Origin of the sequence: Streptomyces wedmorensis, from assembly GCF_000716445.1 — a bacterium.
Taxonomy (GTDB): Bacteria; Actinomycetota; Actinomycetes; order Streptomycetales; family Streptomycetaceae; genus Streptomyces; species Streptomyces wedmorensis.
Window position 1 is genome coordinate 30,871 of record NZ_JNWK01000054.1, and the last position, 16,813, is coordinate 47,683.

General features: G+C 73.2%; 19 protein-coding genes and 1 pseudogene. 8 read left to right on the top strand and 12 right to left on the bottom strand.

Features of this window, described 5'->3' with window-relative positions:
- Nucleotides 1-9: 9 nt before the first annotated feature.
- Nucleotides 10-2,325, bottom strand: coding sequence for an ATP-binding cassette domain-containing protein (locus OO54_RS32260; protein ID WP_033209462.1), 2,316 nt, complete (start codon nt 2,323-2,325; stop codon nt 10-12).
- A gap of 102 nt (nt 2,326-2,427) precedes the next feature.
- On the opposite strand from OO54_RS32260, the gene OO54_RS32265 reads away from it, so the two are divergent.
- The gene (locus OO54_RS32265; RefSeq protein ID WP_033209465.1) at nt 2,428-3,207 is read left to right on the top strand and encodes a TetR/AcrR family transcriptional regulator; all 780 of its coding nucleotides are present in this window, start codon (nt 2,428-2,430) and stop codon (nt 3,205-3,207) included.
- A 137-nt stretch (nt 3,208-3,344) separates the two neighbouring features.
- Here OO54_RS32265 and OO54_RS32270 read toward each other — a convergent pair whose 3' ends face one another.
- Nucleotides 3,345-4,004, bottom strand: coding sequence for a TetR/AcrR family transcriptional regulator (locus tag OO54_RS32270; protein WP_078905456.1), 660 nt, complete (start codon nt 4,002-4,004; stop codon nt 3,345-3,347).
- Nucleotides 4,005-4,166: 162 nt separating this feature from the next.
- On the opposite strand from OO54_RS32270, the gene wrbA reads away from it, so the two are divergent.
- Entirely contained in the window at nt 4,167-4,775 is a 609-nt protein-coding gene (gene wrbA / locus OO54_RS32275) for an NAD(P)H:quinone oxidoreductase (protein WP_033209468.1), read from the top strand.
- An 88-nt stretch (nt 4,776-4,863) separates the two neighbouring features.
- Here wrbA and OO54_RS32280 read toward each other — a convergent pair whose 3' ends face one another.
- Nucleotides 4,864-5,151 carry a metal-sensitive transcriptional regulator gene (locus OO54_RS32280; protein ID WP_033209471.1) on the bottom strand — a complete coding sequence of 96 codons (288 nt, stop codon included), beginning with the start codon at nt 5,149-5,151 and terminating at the stop codon, nt 4,864-4,866.
- A 139-nt stretch (nt 5,152-5,290) separates the two neighbouring features.
- Nucleotides 5,291-5,932, bottom strand: a complete 642-nt coding sequence (locus OO54_RS32285) for a TetR/AcrR family transcriptional regulator (protein ID WP_033209474.1) — start codon at nt 5,930-5,932, stop codon at nt 5,291-5,293.
- Nucleotides 5,933-5,996: 64 nt separating this feature from the next.
- On the opposite strand from OO54_RS32285, the gene OO54_RS48870 reads away from it, so the two are divergent.
- Both OO54_RS48870 and OO54_RS48875 read left to right on the top strand, forming a co-directional pair.
- Nucleotides 5,997-6,728, top strand: a complete 732-nt coding sequence (locus OO54_RS48870) for an MFS transporter (RefSeq protein ID WP_418953279.1) — start codon at nt 5,997-5,999, stop codon at nt 6,726-6,728.
- The gene (locus tag OO54_RS48875; protein WP_418953280.1) at nt 6,680-7,426 is read left to right on the top strand and encodes an MFS transporter; all 747 of its coding nucleotides are present in this window, start codon (nt 6,680-6,682) and stop codon (nt 7,424-7,426) included. The genes OO54_RS48870 and OO54_RS48875 overlap by 49 nt, the downstream gene beginning before the upstream one ends.
- Before the next feature lie 3 nt (nt 7,427-7,429).
- On the opposite strand, the gene OO54_RS32295 is transcribed toward OO54_RS48875, so the two are convergent.
- Entirely contained in the window at nt 7,430-7,846 is a 417-nt protein-coding gene (locus tag OO54_RS32295) for a YciI family protein (protein ID WP_033209476.1), read from the bottom strand.
- A gap of 143 nt (nt 7,847-7,989) precedes the next feature.
- Between OO54_RS32295 and OO54_RS32300 the strand changes: the two genes are divergently transcribed.
- Nucleotides 7,990-8,619, top strand: a complete 630-nt coding sequence (locus OO54_RS32300) for a MarC family protein (protein ID WP_033209478.1) — start codon at nt 7,990-7,992, stop codon at nt 8,617-8,619.
- Entirely contained in the window at nt 8,591-8,782 is a 192-nt protein-coding gene (locus tag OO54_RS46880) for a hypothetical protein (protein WP_033209480.1), read from the top strand. Before OO54_RS32300 ends, OO54_RS46880 begins: the two co-directional genes overlap by 29 nt.
- Here OO54_RS46880 and OO54_RS32310 read toward each other — a convergent pair.
- Entirely contained in the window at nt 8,779-9,969 is a 1,191-nt protein-coding gene (locus tag OO54_RS32310) for a winged helix DNA-binding domain-containing protein (RefSeq protein WP_106970135.1), read from the bottom strand. The two genes, OO54_RS46880 and OO54_RS32310, sit on opposite strands and share 4 nt — an antisense overlap.
- 4 nt (nt 9,970-9,973) lie before the next feature.
- The gene (locus OO54_RS32315; protein ID WP_033209482.1) at nt 9,974-10,774 is read right to left on the bottom strand and encodes an alpha/beta fold hydrolase; all 801 of its coding nucleotides are present in this window, start codon (nt 10,772-10,774) and stop codon (nt 9,974-9,976) included.
- Nucleotides 10,775-10,913: 139 nt separating this feature from the next.
- On the opposite strand from OO54_RS32315, the gene OO54_RS32320 reads away from it, so the two are divergent.
- Nucleotides 10,914-11,765, top strand: coding sequence for a helix-turn-helix transcriptional regulator (locus OO54_RS32320; RefSeq protein ID WP_033209484.1), 852 nt, complete (start codon nt 10,914-10,916; stop codon nt 11,763-11,765).
- Between the two features lie 211 nt (nt 11,766-11,976).
- Here the strand turns inward: OO54_RS32320 and OO54_RS32325 are convergent, their stop codons facing one another.
- The 3 genes from OO54_RS32325 to OO54_RS32335 all read right to left on the bottom strand — a co-directional run bounded on the left by OO54_RS32325 (nt 11,977) and on the right by OO54_RS32335 (nt 15,014).
- On the bottom strand, nt 11,977-13,035 hold the full coding sequence (locus tag OO54_RS32325; protein WP_033209486.1) for an aldo/keto reductase: 1,059 nt from the start codon (nt 13,033-13,035) through the stop codon (nt 11,977-11,979).
- Nucleotides 13,036-13,118: 83 nt separating this feature from the next.
- Nucleotides 13,119-13,940: an alpha/beta fold hydrolase gene (locus OO54_RS32330; protein WP_033209489.1), complete on the bottom strand. Its 822-nt coding sequence runs from the start codon at nt 13,938-13,940 to the stop codon at nt 13,119-13,121.
- 75 nt (nt 13,941-14,015) lie between these two features.
- Nucleotides 14,016-15,014, bottom strand: a complete 999-nt coding sequence (locus OO54_RS32335; protein WP_033209492.1) for an ArsR/SmtB family transcription factor — start codon at nt 15,012-15,014, stop codon at nt 14,016-14,018.
- Nucleotides 15,015-15,125: 111 nt separating this feature from the next.
- Here OO54_RS32335 and OO54_RS32340 point away from each other — a divergent pair, with 111 nt between their 5' ends.
- Nucleotides 15,126-16,316, top strand: coding sequence for an MFS transporter (locus tag OO54_RS32340; protein WP_033209494.1), 1,191 nt, complete (start codon nt 15,126-15,128; stop codon nt 16,314-16,316).
- A gap of 16 nt (nt 16,317-16,332) precedes the next feature.
- Here the strand turns inward: OO54_RS32340 and OO54_RS32345 are convergent, their stop codons facing one another.
- Nucleotides 16,333-16,548 (bottom strand): DUF4287 domain-containing protein, encoded by a 216-nt coding sequence (locus OO54_RS32345; RefSeq protein ID WP_033209497.1) that lies wholly within the window; start codon nt 16,546-16,548, stop codon nt 16,333-16,335.
- Between the two features lie 79 nt (nt 16,549-16,627).
- A pseudogene (locus tag OO54_RS46885) lies at nt 16,628-16,813 on the bottom strand (ABC transporter permease); the annotation flags it as partial.

A 16,813-nucleotide genomic window follows, 5' to 3' on the forward strand; every position in this document is an offset into this window, starting at 1 on the left:
GCCGCCGGGTCAGCCGCCGACGTACTCCCGCAGGTGGCGGGCGGTCAGGGTGTCGCCGTGCTCGACCAGCTGCGCCGGGGTGCCCTCGAAGACGACGCGGCCGCCGTCGTGGCCCGCGCCGGGGCCGAGGTCGACGAGCCAGTCGGCGTGGGCCATGACGGCCTGGTGGTGCTCGATGACGACGACCGTGTTGCCCGCGTCGACGAGCCGGTCGAGGAGGGCGAGGAGCTGGTCGACATCGGCGAGGTGGAGCCCGGTGGTGGGCTCGTCGAGGACGTAGACGGCGCCCTTCTCGGCCATGTGGATGGCGAGCTTGAGCCGCTGGCGCTCGCCGCCGGAGAGGGTGTTCAGGGGCTGGCCGAGGCGCAGGTAGCCGAGGCCGACGTCCTTGAGGCGGCCGAGGATCGTGCGGGCCTGGCCCTTCGCCGTGAAGAAGTCGTACGCCTCCTCGATCGACAGGGACAGCACCTCGTGGATGTTCTTCCCGTCGAGCCGGTACGTGAGCACCTCGGGCGTGAACCGCTTGCCCTCGCACTTCTCGCAGATCGAGGCCACGCCGGCCGCGATGGCCAGGTCGGTGTAGATGAGCCCGAGGCCGTTGCAGTGCCCGCAGGCGCCCTCGGAGTTGGCGCTGAAGAGGGCGGCCTTGACGCCGTTGGCCTTGGCGAAGGCCGTGCGGATGGGGCCGAGGAGCCCCGTGTACGTCGCCGGGTTCGAGCGGCGCGAGCCGCGGATCGGGGACTGGTCGGCGACGACGACGCCCTCGCGGCCCGGCAGGTTGCCGTGGACGAGGGAGGACTTGCCGGACCCCGCCACGCCGGTGACCACGGTCAGGACCCCGGTCGGGATCTCGACGCTCACGTCCTTGAGGTTGTGCTGGGTGGCCCCGGCGATGGTCAGCGCGCCGGTCCGGGTCCGCACCTCGGCGCGGAGCTTCGCCCGGTGCGAGAGGTGGTTCCCGGTGAGGGTGCCGGAGGTGCGCAGGCCCGGCACGTTGCCGCTGTAGCAGATCTCGCCGCCCGCGGTCCCGGCCCGCGGCCCGAGGTCCACGACGTGGTCGGCGATCTCGATGACCTCGGGCTTGTGCTCGACGACGAGGACGGTGTTGCCCTTGTCGCGCAGGCGCAGCAGCAGGTCGTTCATGCGCCGGATGTCGTGCGGGTGCAGTCCGGTCGTCGGCTCGTCGAAGACGTAGGTGACGTCGGTGAGCGGCGAGCCGAGATGGCGGACCATCTTCACCCGCTGGGCCTCGCCGCCGGAGAGAGTGCCGGACGCCCGGTCGAGGCTCAGATAGCCGAGGCCTATCTCCACGAGCGAGTCGAGCAGCTCCCGCAGGCCGGCGAGGAGCGGGGCGACGGAGGGGTCCTCGATCCGGCGCACGAACGCGGCCAGGTCGCTGATCTGCATCGCCGAGCACTCGGCGATGTTGACCCCGTCGATGCGGGAGGACAGCGCGGCCCGGGTGAGCCGGGCGCCCTCGCACTCCGGGCAGGTGCGGAAGACGACCGCGCGGTCGACGAACGCCCGGATGTGGGCCTGGAGCGACTCGCGGTCCTTGGCGAGGAACAGCCGCTGGACCTTCGGCACGAGGCCCTCGTAGGTGAAGGTGTTGCTGCCGACCTTCACCTTGCAGGTGGGCTTGTGGAGGAAGTCCTCCCACTCCTCCTCGGTGAAGTCCGCGAGCTTCTTGTCGGCGGGGTAGAAGCCGGATTCGGCCATGATCCGCCAGTACCAGGAGTCCACGGCGAAGTTCGGGACGGTGATGGCGCCCTCGGCGAGGGTCTTCTCGCGGTCCACGAGCTCGTCGACGTCGATGTCCGAGACCTCGCCGGCGCCCTCGCAGCGCGGGCACATGCCCTCGGGCAGGTTGAAGCTGAACGCCCCGGACGTGCCGACGTGCGGGGTGCCGAGGCGGCTGAAGACGATCCGCAGCATCGTGTACGCGTCGGTGGCCGTGCCCACGGTGGAGCGGGAGTTGGCGCCCATCCGCTCCTGGTCGACGACGATCGCCGCGCTCAGGTTGTGCAGCCCGTCCACGTCCGGGCGGGCGAGCGACGGCATGAAGGACTGGAGGAAGGCGCTGTACGTCTCGTTGATCAGGCGCTGCGACTCGGCCGCGATGGTGCCGAAGACCAGGGAGGACTTCCCGGAGCCGGAGACCCCGGTGAAGACGGTGAGGCGGCGCTTGGGGAGGTCGACGTCGACGTTCTTGAGGTTGTTCTCGCGGGCCCCGCGGACCTGGATGACGTGGTGGCCGTCCGCCGCGGCGGGCTCCTCGGTGCCGACGGGGTGGCCGGGGTGGTTCGTGCCGACGGGGTGGTTCATTGGTGCGCCCTCCGATGGTCGTCCCGTACTCGGACGGACAGGGTACTCTATACAACGTACAGAGTTATGGCTTGATGCCTCTGACCTGCGAGAATGAGTGCCATGGCGACGACCGGCGGGAAGAACAGCAGCGGGGCCGGCGACCCGGCCCGCACCCTGGAGCTGCTCTGGCGCGACAGCGCCGCGGCCCCCGCGGCGCGGCGCGGCCCGCGCCAGGGCCTCACCGTCGACGCGGTCGTCGACGCCGCCCTCGCCCTCGCCGACGGCGGCGGCCTCGACGCCCTGACCATGCGCGCCGTCGCCCAGCGCCTCGGCGTCACCCCGATGACCCTCTACACGTACGTCCCCGGCAAGAGCGAACTCCTCGACCTCATGCTGGACGCCGTCTTCCTGCGGATGGACCGCCCGCCGTTCGGCCCCGAGCAGCCCTGGCGCGACCGCGTCACCTCCGTCGCCGACGCCAACCGGGCGCTGCACCTGCGCCACCCCTGGCTGGTCGACCTGCGGATCGTCCGCGCCCCGCTGGGCCCCGGCGTGATGGCCAAGTACGAGTACGAGCTCGCCGCCTTCGAGGGCCTCGGCCTCGACGACGTGGCCCGCGACTCCGCCCTGACCTTCGTCCTCGGCTCCGTACAGGCCGGTGCGCGGGCGGAGCTGGACGCGCGCGCCGTCGAGCGGGAGAGCGCCATGTCCGACGGCGAGTGGTGGGCCGCCCACGAGCCGCTCCTCGCCCGCGTCTTCGACGGCGCCCGCTTCCCCCTCGCGTCCAGGGTCGGCGAGGCGGCGGCCGTCGCCTACGGCGGCCTGTACGACGCGGAACACGCGTACGCCTTCGCCCTCGCCCGGGTCCTGGACGGCTTGGCGGCGCTGGGGACTCCGTAAGCGGGGATCGGAGGCGGGGGCTCGGCGGGCGTCCTCGGCCTTCGGCGGTCGTCCTCGGCGGGGTCCTCGGCCCTCGGTGGGGTCCTCGGCGGGGTCCTCGGCCCTCGGTGGGGTCCTCGGCGGGGTCCTCGGAGGGGTCAGTCCCGCAGGGTCAGGAGGGTCCGGAGCCCCGCCTTGAGGCGGTCGGCCGAGAGTTCCTGCTCGACCGTCAGGTGGTGCATGACGTCCGGCGAGAACGACGCCAGCAGCAGGTGCGCGAGGAGCGTGCTGTCGGAGCCCGGCCTGATCTGCCCGATGAGCAGGGCCACGTGCGTGTGCATCACCCGGTAGGCGCCGCTGTGGTAGCGGGCCCCGGGCCCGGCGGCGTGCGCCGCGAGGAGCAGGGCGCGCTGCTCCTCGACCCGGTCGACGAGGGCGCCGAGGAAGGCGTCGAGCCGCTCGGCGGCCGGGGCGCCGGGCCCCAGCGGCGGCGGCCCGCTCATGTACGCCTCCTGGAACTGGCGCTCGCGGTCGTCGAGGAGCGCCCACAGGAGCTGGGAGACGTCGCCGAAGCGGCGGTACGCGGTGCCGACGCCGATGCCGCAGGCGTGGGCGACCTGGTTCATGGTGACCGCGTCCGGGCCCTTCTCGGCGACTATCCGGGCCGCGGCGTCGAGGATCTTGCGCCGGTTGCGGGCGGCGTCGGCGCGCTCGGGGGCGGGGGAGTCGACGGTCGGGAGCAGTCCGGGGGCTGCCAGGGGCGTGGTCTCCCGAGCCGCCGCTTCCCCGCTTCCGGCCTGCGGTTTCTCCGTGCTCATCTGCCGACTCCCGCTCTTTCTTCCGTCCGGCCGTGTTCCCCCCAGGTCGTCTCTCGTTGTTGAGCATACCCGTTCGCCTTGCAAAACGGATATCGATCCGTTTAGTCTCGAGAACGTCGAATCGGAAAGTAATCCACTTTGCGGGATCGAGGAGAGTTCGCCATGTCCGTCAAGGTCGCCGTCATCTACTACTCGGCCACGGGTTCCGTCCACCAGCTCGCCCAGGCGGTCGCCGAGGGCGCCGAGAAGGCCGGCGCCGAGGTGCGCCTGCGCCGGGTGCCCGAGCTCGCCCCCGACGCCGCCATCGACTCCAACCCGGCCTGGCGCGCGCACGTCGACGCCACCGGCGACGTGGAGGTCGCCACGCTGGAGGACCTGGAGTGGGCGGACGCGTACGCGTTCGGCTCCCCGACCCGCTTCGGCAACGTCTCCGCGCAGCTGAAGCAGTACGTCGACACCTCGGGCGGGCTCTGGCAGCGCGGCGTCATGGCCGACAAGCCCGCCACGGCCTTCACCAGCGCGCACAACGTCCACGGCGGCAACGAGTCGACGCTGCTCGCCCTCTACAACACCTTCCACCACTGGGGCTCGGTCATCGTCTCGCCCGGCTTCACCGACCCCGCCGTCTACGCGGCCGGCGGCAACCCGTACGGCACCGCCCACCCCGGCGCCAACGGCGCCCCCGGCGAAGAGGTCCTCCAGGCCGCCCGCTACCAGGGCACCCGCCTCACCCGCATCGCCAAGCGCCTGAAGGGCCTCGCGGACGACTGACGGCGCGGACCGGCCCGAAGCGGCCCGAAACGGAGAGCGCCCCCGGGGAATCCCCAGGGGCGCTCTCCGCGTCTCCGCGTCTCCCTGGCTACGCCAGGGACAGGAACAGCTTCTCCAGGCGGGCGCGCATCGCGTGCGGGTCCTCGCCGTCCTTGCGGCCGTCCTCGATGTCGGTCAGGCACTGCTGGAGCCCGGTCGCGATGATCGCGAAGCCGGCCCGGTCGAGGGCGCGGGAGGCGGCGGCCAGCTGGGTCACGACCTCCTCGCAGTCGCGCCCCTCCTCGATCATCCGGATCACGCCGGCGATCTGCCCCTGAGCCCGGCGCAGCCGGTTCAGCACGGACTTCAGCTCGGCGCCCGCGAGGTCGAGTTCCACAGCGACTCCTCCACAGATACCCCGGGGGGTAATTTACTCCCCAGCGCGGGGTTCCGTCGAGAACCAAGGATGACACCTGGCGCGAACTCACCCCTCCCGCCGCACGCAGACCGGGCCGGCGGGCGTCGGGAGCAAGCCCTCAGGGGGCGTAACGGCGCAGGAACATCTCCACGCCGTCGACGACGAGCCGCTCGCTCAGCTCCTCGTCGAGCTCCGTGCCGTACTGCTCGAAGACCATCTGCGGGAAGACGAGCAGCGAGTAGAGCTGGAGGACGGCGACCTCCAGGTCCGGGATCTCCAGGAGGCCGCGGTCCGCGAGGGTCCGCAGGGCCTCGGCGACGGCGGGGTGGTGGCCGGCCGGGCCGTGGGCGCGCCAGGCGCGGCCCAGTTCGGGGAAGCGGTGCAGTTCGGTGGCGACGAGGGTGCGCAGGGCGCGGCCCTCGGCGTCGGTCCGTACGGCGTGCGCCCAGGCGCGGCCGGCCTCGGTGAGGGCGGCGCGCAGGTCGTCGGCGCCGGCGAGGGCCGAGAGGTCGGGGCCGTCGGTGTCGCCGTGCAGCGGCTCGTCGAGGGCGCCCGCGACGACGGCGGTGAAGAGGGCTTCCTTGCTGCCGAAGTGGTTGTAGACGGTCACCTTGGAGACGCCCGCCTCGGCGGCGATGGCGTCCATGCCGACGCCGAAGCCCTCACGGAGGAAGAGGTCGCGGGCGGCCCGCACGACGGCCTGCCGCTTGCGGGCGGCGCGGGCGCCGGTGGGGGCGGGTTTCGGGGGCTGGGCGTCCATGCGGCCACCCTACCAACGGAACTGTACTCTTGAGTTCAACTGTACTGTGCCGTACAGTTCAGTTATGTCCACCCACTCCGCCACACCCACCCCCGCCCGCGTCCACCCACGCCGCTGGACGGTGCTCGCGCTGCTCTGCGCGGCCCAGTTCATGCTGGTCCTCGACGTCACCGTCGTGAACGTCGCCCTGCCCGCCATCGCCACCGACCTGAACCTCGGACGCACGGCCCTGACCTGGGTCGTCACCGCGTACACCCTCTGCTTCGGCGGCCTCATGCTCCTCGGCGGACGGCTCTCCGACGCCCTCGGCGCCCGCCGCGTCCTCCTCACCGGGCTCGCCCTCTTCACCACCGCGTCCCTGGCCTGCGGCCTCGCCCCCAACGCCGCCGTCCTCCTCACCGGCCGCGTCGCCCAGGGCATCGCCGCCGCCCTCCTCTCCCCGGCCGCCCTCGCCCTCGTCACCACCACCTTCCACGGCCCCGAACGCCCCCGCGCCCTCGGCGCCTGGGCCGCCATCGGCGCCACCGGCTCCGCCGTCGGCGTCCTCCTCGGCGGCGCCCTCACCGCCGGCCCCGGCTGGCCCTGGATCTTCCACCTCAACGTCCCCTCGGCGTCGCCCTCCTCGCCACCCTCCCCAGGCTCCTCCCCCGCCCCCACGGCGACGCCCCACCGGCCCCCACCGCCCGGCTCCTCGACGCCCCCGGCGCACTCCTCGTCACCGCCGCCACCGCCACCCTCGTCTACGGCCTGGTGCGCGCGGGCGACTCCGGCTGGGCCTCGACGGCCACGCTGCTGACGCTGCTGGGCGCGGCCGTCCTCTACACCGCCTTCGCCGCGGTCGAGCACACGAGCCGCGCGCCGCTCATGGACCTGCGGATGCTCACCCGGCGCCCGGTCGTCGCCGGCTCACTCCTCATGCTGGTCGCGACGGCCCTGTTGATCTCGTTCTTCTTCCTGGGCTCGATGCGGCTCCAGCACGTCGACGGCCTCGGCCCCCTCCGCACGGGACTCCTCTTCCTCCCGATCGCCGCCACCACCGCCATCGGCGCCCACCTCGGCTCCCGCCTGCTCGCCACGGCCGGCCCGCGCGTCTGCGCCACCGGCGGCATGACCCTGGCCGCGGCCGGCTGCCTGCCCCTGGCGCTCCTCGATCACGCCGCCCCGTGGACGACCCTCATGCCGGCCCTGGCCACGGCATCCCTCGGCCTCGGCGCGGTCTTCGTCACGGCCACCACCACCGCCCTCGGCCTCGTCCCCCCGCACGAAGCCGGCCTCGCCTCCGGCATCGTCAACACCTTCCACGAACTGGGCGGCACCCTCGGCATCGCCCTCGCCTCCACGCTCGCCCTCGCCTCCCCCTCCCTCCCACCCACCGGCTTCACCACCGCCTTCACCGCCTGCACCCTCCTCGCCACCACCACCGCCCTCGCCTCCCCCCTCCTCATCCCCCGAGGCAGGCCCCACCCGCCAGGCGGGGCCCACGGGCTGCACTGACGATCAGTCCTGGCTCGGACCCGTCTCGTCGACGGGGCGGATGGCGACGGGGTAGTCGGGGGAGCCGGGAGGGACGGGGCAGCGGGCGACCTGGGCGGCGATTTCGGTGACGCGGTCGAGGGAGGGGCAGTCGAGGAGCCAGTAGCCGGCGAGGACCTCCTTGGTCTCGGCGTAGGGGCCGTCGGTGACGACGGGCTCGCCGTCGGCGTCGACGGTGACGAAGCGGGTCGTGGAGGGGGCGGAGAGGCCCTGGGCGTCGAGCATCTCGCCGGTCGAGGTCAGCTCCTCGTTGATCTTGTTCATGTGGTCGAACATGGCCTGGAGCTGTTCCTTGTTCCAGGCGGGGCTGCCGGCGGAGCCGCGGCCCACCATGCCCTCGTAGTCGGCCTGCGACCCTTTGACCATCACCAGGTACTTCATGACTTCCTCCTCTTCGGCGTGGTGCGTCTTCCGGGGAAGACGTGCTCTCGCAGGAGAGTCGGAGCGGGCGGCCGGTTTTCGACACCGCGCGGGCATCAGGCGGTAGAACGGGAGAAATCACCCGACCGCCTCATGATTCCGGTGTGAACGCATTCACCTTCTCCGCCGCCTTCATCGCCTTCTTCTCGGTCGTCGGCCCGCCCAAGGTCCTCCTCGCCTTCGCCGGCCTCGCCCAGGTCCACCCCGCCCGCCAGCTGCGGAACATCGCCCTCGTCTCCTCGGGCGCGGCCGTCCTCGTCGGTCTGGTCACCGGCATCACGGCCCCCTGGCTCCTCGACCTCTTCCACATCAGCACGCCCGCCCTCCAGCTCGCGGGCGGCGTCATCTTCTTCGTCTACGCCGTCGGCCTCGTCCTCGGTCTCCACCTCGGCTCCGACGGCCCCCACCAGGACGCCCCCGACCTGGCCAGCGGCGTGCGCGAGCTGCTCATGCCCTACGTGGTGAGCCCGCTCGCCATGACCGCCGTCCTCATCGAGGCGGCGGCCCGCGACTCCTTCACCTGGCGTTCGACGGTCGTCGGCGCGTACGTCGCCGTCATCGCCCTCGACGCGGTCTGCGTCCTGCTCCTCGCCCGCGTCCTGCGCCGCACCCACCACGCCACCATCGAACTCCTCGGCCGCCTCCTGGGCCTCCTCCTCGCCGCCGTCGGCGTCGACCTCGTCCTCGACGGCCTCTACGACCTCGGTGTCACGGGCCTCGACCTACGCCACTGACCGGCGGACCGCGGACGCCTCCACCTACGCCACCGACCGGCGGACCGCTGACGTCATGGACCCGGTGAGCGCCACTGCCTCCCGGCCCCAGGAGCTCCGGACGCTCCAGGCGCTCCAGGAGCTTCAGACGCTCCAGGCGCTCCAGGCGCTCCAGGAGCTCTAGGCGGTGCCGAGTTCCCGTTCCAGCGGGGTGCGGAACCGGGGCGTCACGCGTACGTCTCCGACCCAGGCGGCCAGCCGCGCCGCCTCCGCGTCGATCGCGTGCCGCGCCTCCGTGCCCGGGTCGGACAGGAGCCGGTGGACGATCCGGCCGTCCGGGTGCTGGGCCCAGCCGCCGACGATCCGGCCGTTCCACCAGACCGTCGGGCCGATGTTCCCGCTGCGGTCGTAGAGCGCCGGCCGGTGCTCCGGATCGAGGTACCAGTCCCGGGCCTGCCACCCCATCGGGGTCGGGTCGAGCGCGGGAAGGAGCGCCGCCCACGGATCCGGATCCGGTACGGGATCGAGGTCGTCCGGCAGGACGAAACCGGTGCCGCCCCCGTCCAGGGCCACCGCCGACGCGCCGAGGGCGGCGAGCGCCCCGCGGACGTCCGTCACCTTCCAGCCGGTCCACCACTTGAGGTCCGCCTCGGTCGCGGGGCCGCAGGCCGCGAGCCAGTTCCGGAGCAGCTCCGCCCGCGCGTCGGCCGGCTCGCGCTCGGGGTGCGGCTCCGCGGGCGCCCAGCGGAAGCGGCTCGACGTCCAGGTGCCCTGCGGCCGGCCCCGTACGATCCGCCCCTCCATGCCGAGGCCCCGCAGCACCCGGCTCGCGACCGACTGGACCCCCTCCTGCCGGGTCCCGGGCCCGTACACGTACGTCGACCTCAACCTCGGTACCGCGTCCCCGAGTTCGGCGCCCGTCGCCTCGCCCCGTACCGCCAGCTCGGCCAGCACCAGCCGCTCGGTCTCCGCGAGCCACGCCCCGTCGAAGTCGCTGCCCGCCGTCAAGTGGGCCAGCAGCGCGGTGCGTTCGCGGACGGCCGCCGGGTGGGTCGTCGAGGCGTGTACGGCGGGCACGAGGGACGCGGGGAAGGCGAAGACCGTGTGCCGCATGCCGTGCATCCGTACCAGCGTCCGGTCCTCGTACAGCGCACGCTCGACCTCGCCGACCGGATCCACCCCGTCGGCGAGCCGCGCGCCCACCGCGAGGAACACGCTCGCCGGATCCGTTCCGTGCAACGCCACCAGCGCGTCCCCGACCTCCGCAGCCGACCCCGCCCGGGCCCCCGCGGCCAGCCGGTGCCGCACCGCGAGCCGCGCCCTGCGCTCCGCCGCGCCGATCGTTCTCTTCTCACCCATGCGGTCCAGCATGGCTTCAGGCGGCGGCGGAACCCAGGAAATCCGTCACCGTCCTCACGAACTCGTCCTCCTTCTCGAAGAACATGACGTGCCCCGCGTCGATCTCCGCGTACGTGCTGCCGGCGATCGCCGCGTGCAGCTCACGGCTGTTCTCCACCGGCACGGTGGCGTCCTGCGCGGCGCCCACCACCAGCGTCTCCGCCGTGATCCGGGGCAGCAGCCCGCGGACGTCGACCCCCAGGTCGAGCGCCACGTGCCGCAGCGTGCCCGGCGTCGGCGGCATGTTCGGGATGAGCGCCTCGACGCCCTCACGGCCGATCGCGTTCAGGAAGCCCCGGCTGAACCCGGTCATCGTCACGCTCCGCCCGAACCCCGCCGGGTCGAACTCGCCGAGCCGCTGCCACAGCGTGAACAGGTTCCGCATGTACTCGTCCCCGTCCGTGTACGCCCACCCCGCCACCAGCACCAGCCGGCCGACCAGGTCCGGCCGCAGCGCGGCGACCGCCGCCGACACCGGCGACCCCATCGAGAACCCCAGCAGGTCCACCGGACCCGCCCCCGCGTCCTCGATCACCGCGATCACCTGCGCGGCCAGCGTCTCGACGGTCAGCGCACCGCCGTCGTCGACGGTCCGGTCGGCGCCGGACAGGTCCAGCGTGACGACCCGGCGGTCGGCGGTGAAACGGGGCGTCGTCTGCCCCCAGTTGACGACCGCGCCACCGGATCCGGTGCCGTGGACGAGCAGCAGCGCCGGTCCGTCGCCCGACCCCTCGATGTCGTAGTGGACGTGCGCGCTGCCGACGGTGACGGTGGCCATGATCGTTGCTCCCGGTGGAGTGGGTGAGTGGCTGACACCGAGGACTCTGCCCACCACCCGAACCCCACGGGAGAGCCCTTCCGACCCTGGGACCGCCAGTCCCTGGATGGGCCGTCACGCCTCCGGCAGGATGATCCGCATGACGACGATCGACCGCCGTGAACTGGCCGACTTCCTGCGCCGCTCCCGCGAACGGGTGCGCCCGCAGGACGCGGGCCTTCCGGCCGGGCCCCGACGCCGTACACCCGGGCTCCGCCGCGAGGAGGTCGCGCAGCTCGCGGGCATGTCCGCGGACTACTACATCCGCCTGGAGCAGGCCCGCGGCCCGCAGCCGTCGCCGCAGATGCTCGCCGCGCTCGCCCGGGCGCTGCGCCTCGACACCGACGGGCGCGACCACCTCCACCTGCTCGCCGGCCACCGCCCGCCCGCCGGCCCCACGGCCGGCGACCACGTCTCACCCGGCCTGCTCCACCTGCTCGACCAGCTGGAGACGACCCCCGCGCAGGTCCTGAGCGACCTGGGAGACGTCCTCGCCCAGAACGCGATGGCCCGCGCCCTGCTCGGCGGGGTGTGCACCGTGTCGGAGCACGGCCGGAACGTGGTGTGGCGCTGGTTCGCCGACCGGGACGCCCGTACGGCGTACCCGGCCGAGGAACACGCGTACTACAGCCGCCTCCACGTCGCCGACCTGCGCGCGGCCGTCGGCCGCCGCTCCGGCGACCCGGCGTCCACCCGTCTCGTGGACCGACTGCGCGACGCGAGCGAGGAGTTCGCCGAGCTGTGGGCCCGGCACGAGGTCGCCGTCCGCCGCCACAGCCGCATGCGGGTCGTCCACCCCGTCATCGGCCCCGTGGACCTGGACTGCCAGGTCCTGCTCGCCCCGGAGGGCGAACAGCGACTCGTCCTCCACACCCCGCCGCCCGGCACGGACGCGGGGGAGCGCCTGGCACTGCTGCGCGTGGTGGGCACGGAGCAGTTCACCACCCCGTAGGGGCGACTCCGTAGGGGCGACTCCGGAGGGGCGACTCCGAAGGGGCACCCGCGCACGCGCGGCTCCGAACGGGCCGCCGAGCCCCGGCCGCGGCGCCGGCCCGGCTCGGATCAGGTGAGCCGAGCCCCGGCCGCGGCGCCGGACCGGCTCGGATCAAGCGAGTCCGGCCCCCGGCGCCGCCCCGGCCGCGCGAGAGCGGTCCGCGGCGACCTCAGCCCGCGGCCCTCTCCTCCAACGGCCGCCGACGCAGCCCCGGTTCGGCCAGTACGGGAGGACGCCAGGCGCCGTCGGGCTGGTAGAGGTTCGTACCGGGCGGGACGATCGCGTCGATCCGGTCGAGGACCTCGTCGGTGAGGACGACGGGCGCGCCCTTCAGGAGACCGTCCAGCTGGTCCATCGTGCGCGGCCCGATGATCACGGAGGTGACCGCCGGGTGCGCGGCCACGAAGGCGATCGCGAGTTCGGGCAGGCTGCAGCCGATCTCGTCCGCGAGCGCGACGAACTCCTCGACGGCGTCGAGCTTGGCGGCGTTGACGGGCAGAGTGGGGTCGAAGCGGTGCGGGGTGAGCGCGGGCCGCCCGCTGGTGAGGTCGATGGGGGCGCCCTTCCGGTACCGGCCGGTGAGGAAGCCCGACGCGAGCGGACTCCAGGTCAGCACACCCATCCCGTACCGCTGCGCCACCGGCAGCACCGACGCCTCGACGCCCCGCGCGAGCAGCGAGTACGGCGGCTGCTCGGAGCGGAAGCGGCGCAGCCCGCGCCGCTCGGCGACGGCGTGTGCCTCGACGATCTCCTCGGCCGGGAAGGTCGAGCAGCCGAACGCCCGGATCTTCCCCTGCGTGACCAGGTCTCCGAGGACGTCGAGGGTCTCCTCGACGTCCGTCCGGTGGTCGGGCCGGTGGACCTGGTACAGGTCGATCCAGTCGGTCCCGAGCCGCTTCAGGCTGTTCTCGACCGCGAGGGTGATCCAACGGCGTGACGAACCGCCCTTGTTGGGCCCCTCGCCGCCCATCGGGAAGTACACCTTCGTGGCGAGGACCGTCTCCTCCCGCCGCCGGGGATCGCGCAGCGCCTTGCCGACGATCTCCTCGGACTCCCCGGCCGAGTACATGTCGGCGGTGTCCACGAAGTTGATGCCCTGGTCCAGGGCCGCATGGATGATCCGCACGGACTCCTCGTGGTCCGGATTTCCCACCGCCCCGAACATCATGGTGCCGAGGCAGTACGTGCTGACGTCGATCCCGGTCCCGCCGAGTACCCGATAGCGCATGCGCGCACTCTAGGAATTGGAGTGCACTCGAAGGCAAGGGCGAATGCGGACGCCCTACGGGGCAAACGACCGAAGGGGCGCCCCTACGGCCGGAGGAAGTCGCCGATCAGCCGGCACAGCACCCCGGGCCGCTCCAGATGCACGTCGTGCCCCGTACCCGGCACGCTCGATCCGTGCAGTCCGGGCCGGAGCCGGGCCATCTCCGCGTACTCCTCGCCGCCGATGATCCCGCCCTGCGCTCCCTCACCGACGACGGAGAGCACGGGGCAGGCGACGGCGGCCCACTCCTCCCAGAACGCGCGCGCGGCGACCTCGTCGAGGGACCGCACCATGAACTCGGGATCGAAGCGCGGCCACAGTCCGCCGTCGCGTTCCTCGAGCCCGCTCGCCCACCCTTCCCCCACGGCGTCCTTCCCGTCGCCCAGGTACGCCACGGCCTCCCGCCGCGAGGCGAACGGCACCGGCCACCCCTTCAGCCAGCCCCCGACCCCCTCCTGCGTGCCCGGCTCCGCACCCCCGGGCCCGGCTTCGACCAGGACGAGTGCGCGCGCCAGCTCGGGATGGGCGGCCGCGGTCAGGAAGGCGGTGTGCCCGCCGAGCGACTGCCCGACCAAAACGGGCTTATCCAGGTCGAGTTCGGAGGCCACGGCGACGACATCGGCGACGTACGCGGCCCGCGAGGCGTCCTCGGGCCGCCGCTCACTGCCCCCGTGCCCGCGCTGGTCGAGCGCCACGACGCGGTGCCCGGCATCCCTCAGCAGCCGCGCGGTCGCGTCCCACTCGCCGGCATGCCCGGCGAGCCCGTGCAGGAGAAGTACGTCGGACCCGGCGCCGCCCCAGTCGCGGCAGACCAGCCGCACCCCGTCCCGCACCACGACCCGCTCAGACCACGAAGAGGAATCCATCCCCGCATCCTCTCCCACGGGTGGAGGAGCGGACCGTCGGCGCCGGGGCCGGGAAGCCCAGCCCCCCGGCACCCCCTACGGGTTGAGCAACTGATCGGCGACGGCCGTGCGCGCGTACAGCACGGAGCGCCCGCTGCGGTGAGCGGTGACCAGGCCGGCGTTGCGCAGGGCGATGAGGTGCTGGGAGACGCCGGCGGCGGACAGGCCGCAGTGGGTGGCGAGCCGGGTGGTGGACGACGGGGTGTCGAGCTCGGTGAGCAACAGGGCCCGCGAGCGGCCGAGGACGGCGGCGACGGCATCCGTGGCGGCGGCGGTACGGGGCTCCCAGAGCGTTCCGATTCCCCTTGCCGGGTAGGCGAGTTGGGGCGGGTCGGGGTGTACGGAACGGGTGAGGACCTGCGGCCAGGCGAACACCGACGGGATCAGCAGCAGTCCGGAGCCGGCCTGGTCACGGGAGAGCGCGCAGTGACGGCGTACGAGCCGGAGCGTGCCGTCGTCCCACCGCACCGTCTCGTGCAGCTCGCTCAGCACCCGCGCCGACCCGTGCTCGGCGACCTGTCGCGCCCGGTGGAAGACATCGGCCTCCAGGACCTTCCGGATACGGGCCCAGTAGGGGGCGAGAGCGATCTCCCAGTACGCCTCGATCTCGTCGGCGACCTTCCGCAACGCCGCCTCGGGCGCCTCCCGCAGCACCCTCAACCGGGCACCCGCTCCCCGTCGCTCGCCGTCTCCCGTGTCCTCCCGGGCCAGCATGTCGAGATCGTTGCGCACCTGTTCGGCCGGCGTACGGCGGATGGCGTCGAGCTCGGCCTCCAGGGTGGGGAAGGGGCCTGCGGGGGTCGGGTTGAGGAAGTCGGCCAGGTATCCGTTGCCGGGGACGAGCGCGTCCAGCCACCCGCGGTCGAGCCCGGCCCGGGCGATCCGGGGCCGGACCTGCGCCACCCACCGGCGGTGCGGGGCGGTGTCGGGCTGCCGGACGAGGATGCGGTAACTGGTGACGACCTCCCACATGGGGGAGACGGCGAACCGTGTCTGCGCGAGGTCGGCGGCGGAGAAGCTGAGCCCGGATTCCATGCGTCCACATCCCGTTCCCCGACACCACACAGCCCGGCCACATTCCCGGAATGGATTCGGCCACAGCTTAATCATTGGAGGCACCCTGGGGCCGGGGAGCAGGCTCCACCCATGCCCTCCTCCTTCCGCGGTCTCCCGCCCATCGTCTGGACGATCTTCGCCGGCACGATCATCAACCGCCTCGGCTACCTCGTCACCCCGTTCCTGGTCTTCTTCCTCGCCTCGCGCGGAGTGACCGGCGCCGACACCTCGTACGTCCTCGGCGCCCTCGGCGCGGGCAACCTCCTCGGCCCGGCCGTCGGCGGCATCCTCGCCGACCGCATCGGCCGCCGCCCCACCATGCTCATCGGCCTCATCGGCGCCGCGTCCGCCCAGGGCGCCCTCTTCCTCGCCCCCGGCGTCTGGACGATGGCCGCGGCCGCCCTGCTGATCAGCGCGGCCGGCAGCACCGTGTCCCCGGCCGCGTTCGCGCTCCTCGCCGACGCCGTCGACAGCGACCGACGCCAGCGCGCGTACGCCCTCTTCGGCTGGGGCGTGAACATCGGCACCGCCGTCGCCGGCGTCCTCGGCGGCTACCTCGCCGCCGTGGGCTACTGGCTGCTCTTCGCCGTCGACGCGGGCTCGATGCTCCTCTTCGCCCTGGTCGTCGCGGTCCGGCTGCGGGAACCCAAGCGCACGCCCACCACCGAGGCGGCCACGGACGGCATCGGCTACGGCGTCGTCCTCCGCGACCGCCTCGCCCTCCTCCTGCTCCCCCTCTTCGGCGTCCAGCTCTTCGTCTACTCGCTCACCGAGGTCGCCCTGCCGCTCGCCATCCACGACAGCGGCCTCTCTCCCGCGGTGTACGGAGCGATGGCAGCGGTCAACGCCGTCCTGGTCGTCGCCCTCCAGCCGTTCGCCACCGCCCGGCTCGCCCGCCTCCCGCAGCTCGCGGTGCAGAGCGCGGGCAGCGCCCTCATCGCCCTCGGCGTCGCCCTCACCGGCCTCGCCGACGGCATCGCCGGCTACACGCTCTCGGTCGTCGTCTGGTCCCTCGGCGAGGTCGTCGTCGCCGGCATCGCCGCCGGAGTCATCGCCAACCTCGCACCCGCCCACGCCCGCGGCCGCTACCAGGGCGCCTTCAGCTGGACCTGGGGCGTCGCCCGGTTCGCCGCCCTCACCCTCGGCGTCGCCACCTACACCACCCTCGGCCCCGCCACCCTCTGGTGGACCGCCCTCCTCGCCGGCGCCACCACCGCCGCCGCCACCCTCGCCCTCACCACCCGAGTCACCCGCCGCACCACCCACACCCTCGCCGCGTGACCCCGCCCCGCCGCTCCTACTTCCCCTCGGCCAACGCATGGGCCACGAGCGCGTTCGCGTGCCCGTGGCCCATCCCGTACTCATCCTTCAACCACGCCACCAACTCCATGTGCCTCCCCAACGGCGACGCCCCGATCAGCTCCTTCCACTCCCCGACCGGCCGCCCGTACCTCTTCTCGATCGACGGAAAGTAGCTCGCAGGCCCCTTCACGACGTTCCCAGCCACGACCATCTCCTCAGCACTCGGCGATCAACCACCCACTCAGACCGCCACCCCACCGAAAACTCATCGCCCCGCCCACACCCACCCGTCAGTCCCGCCGAATCTGCTCCGGATCCACATGCCTCCGCACCATCGGCACCGACGCCACCCCCGCCGCCACCATCACCCCCACCACACACGCCCCCAACACCGGCAACCCCTCCCAATCCCAATGCACCGCCCCACCCCCCGTGATCAGGTAACTCGACTCCGCCAACCACCCGGCCACCCCAGC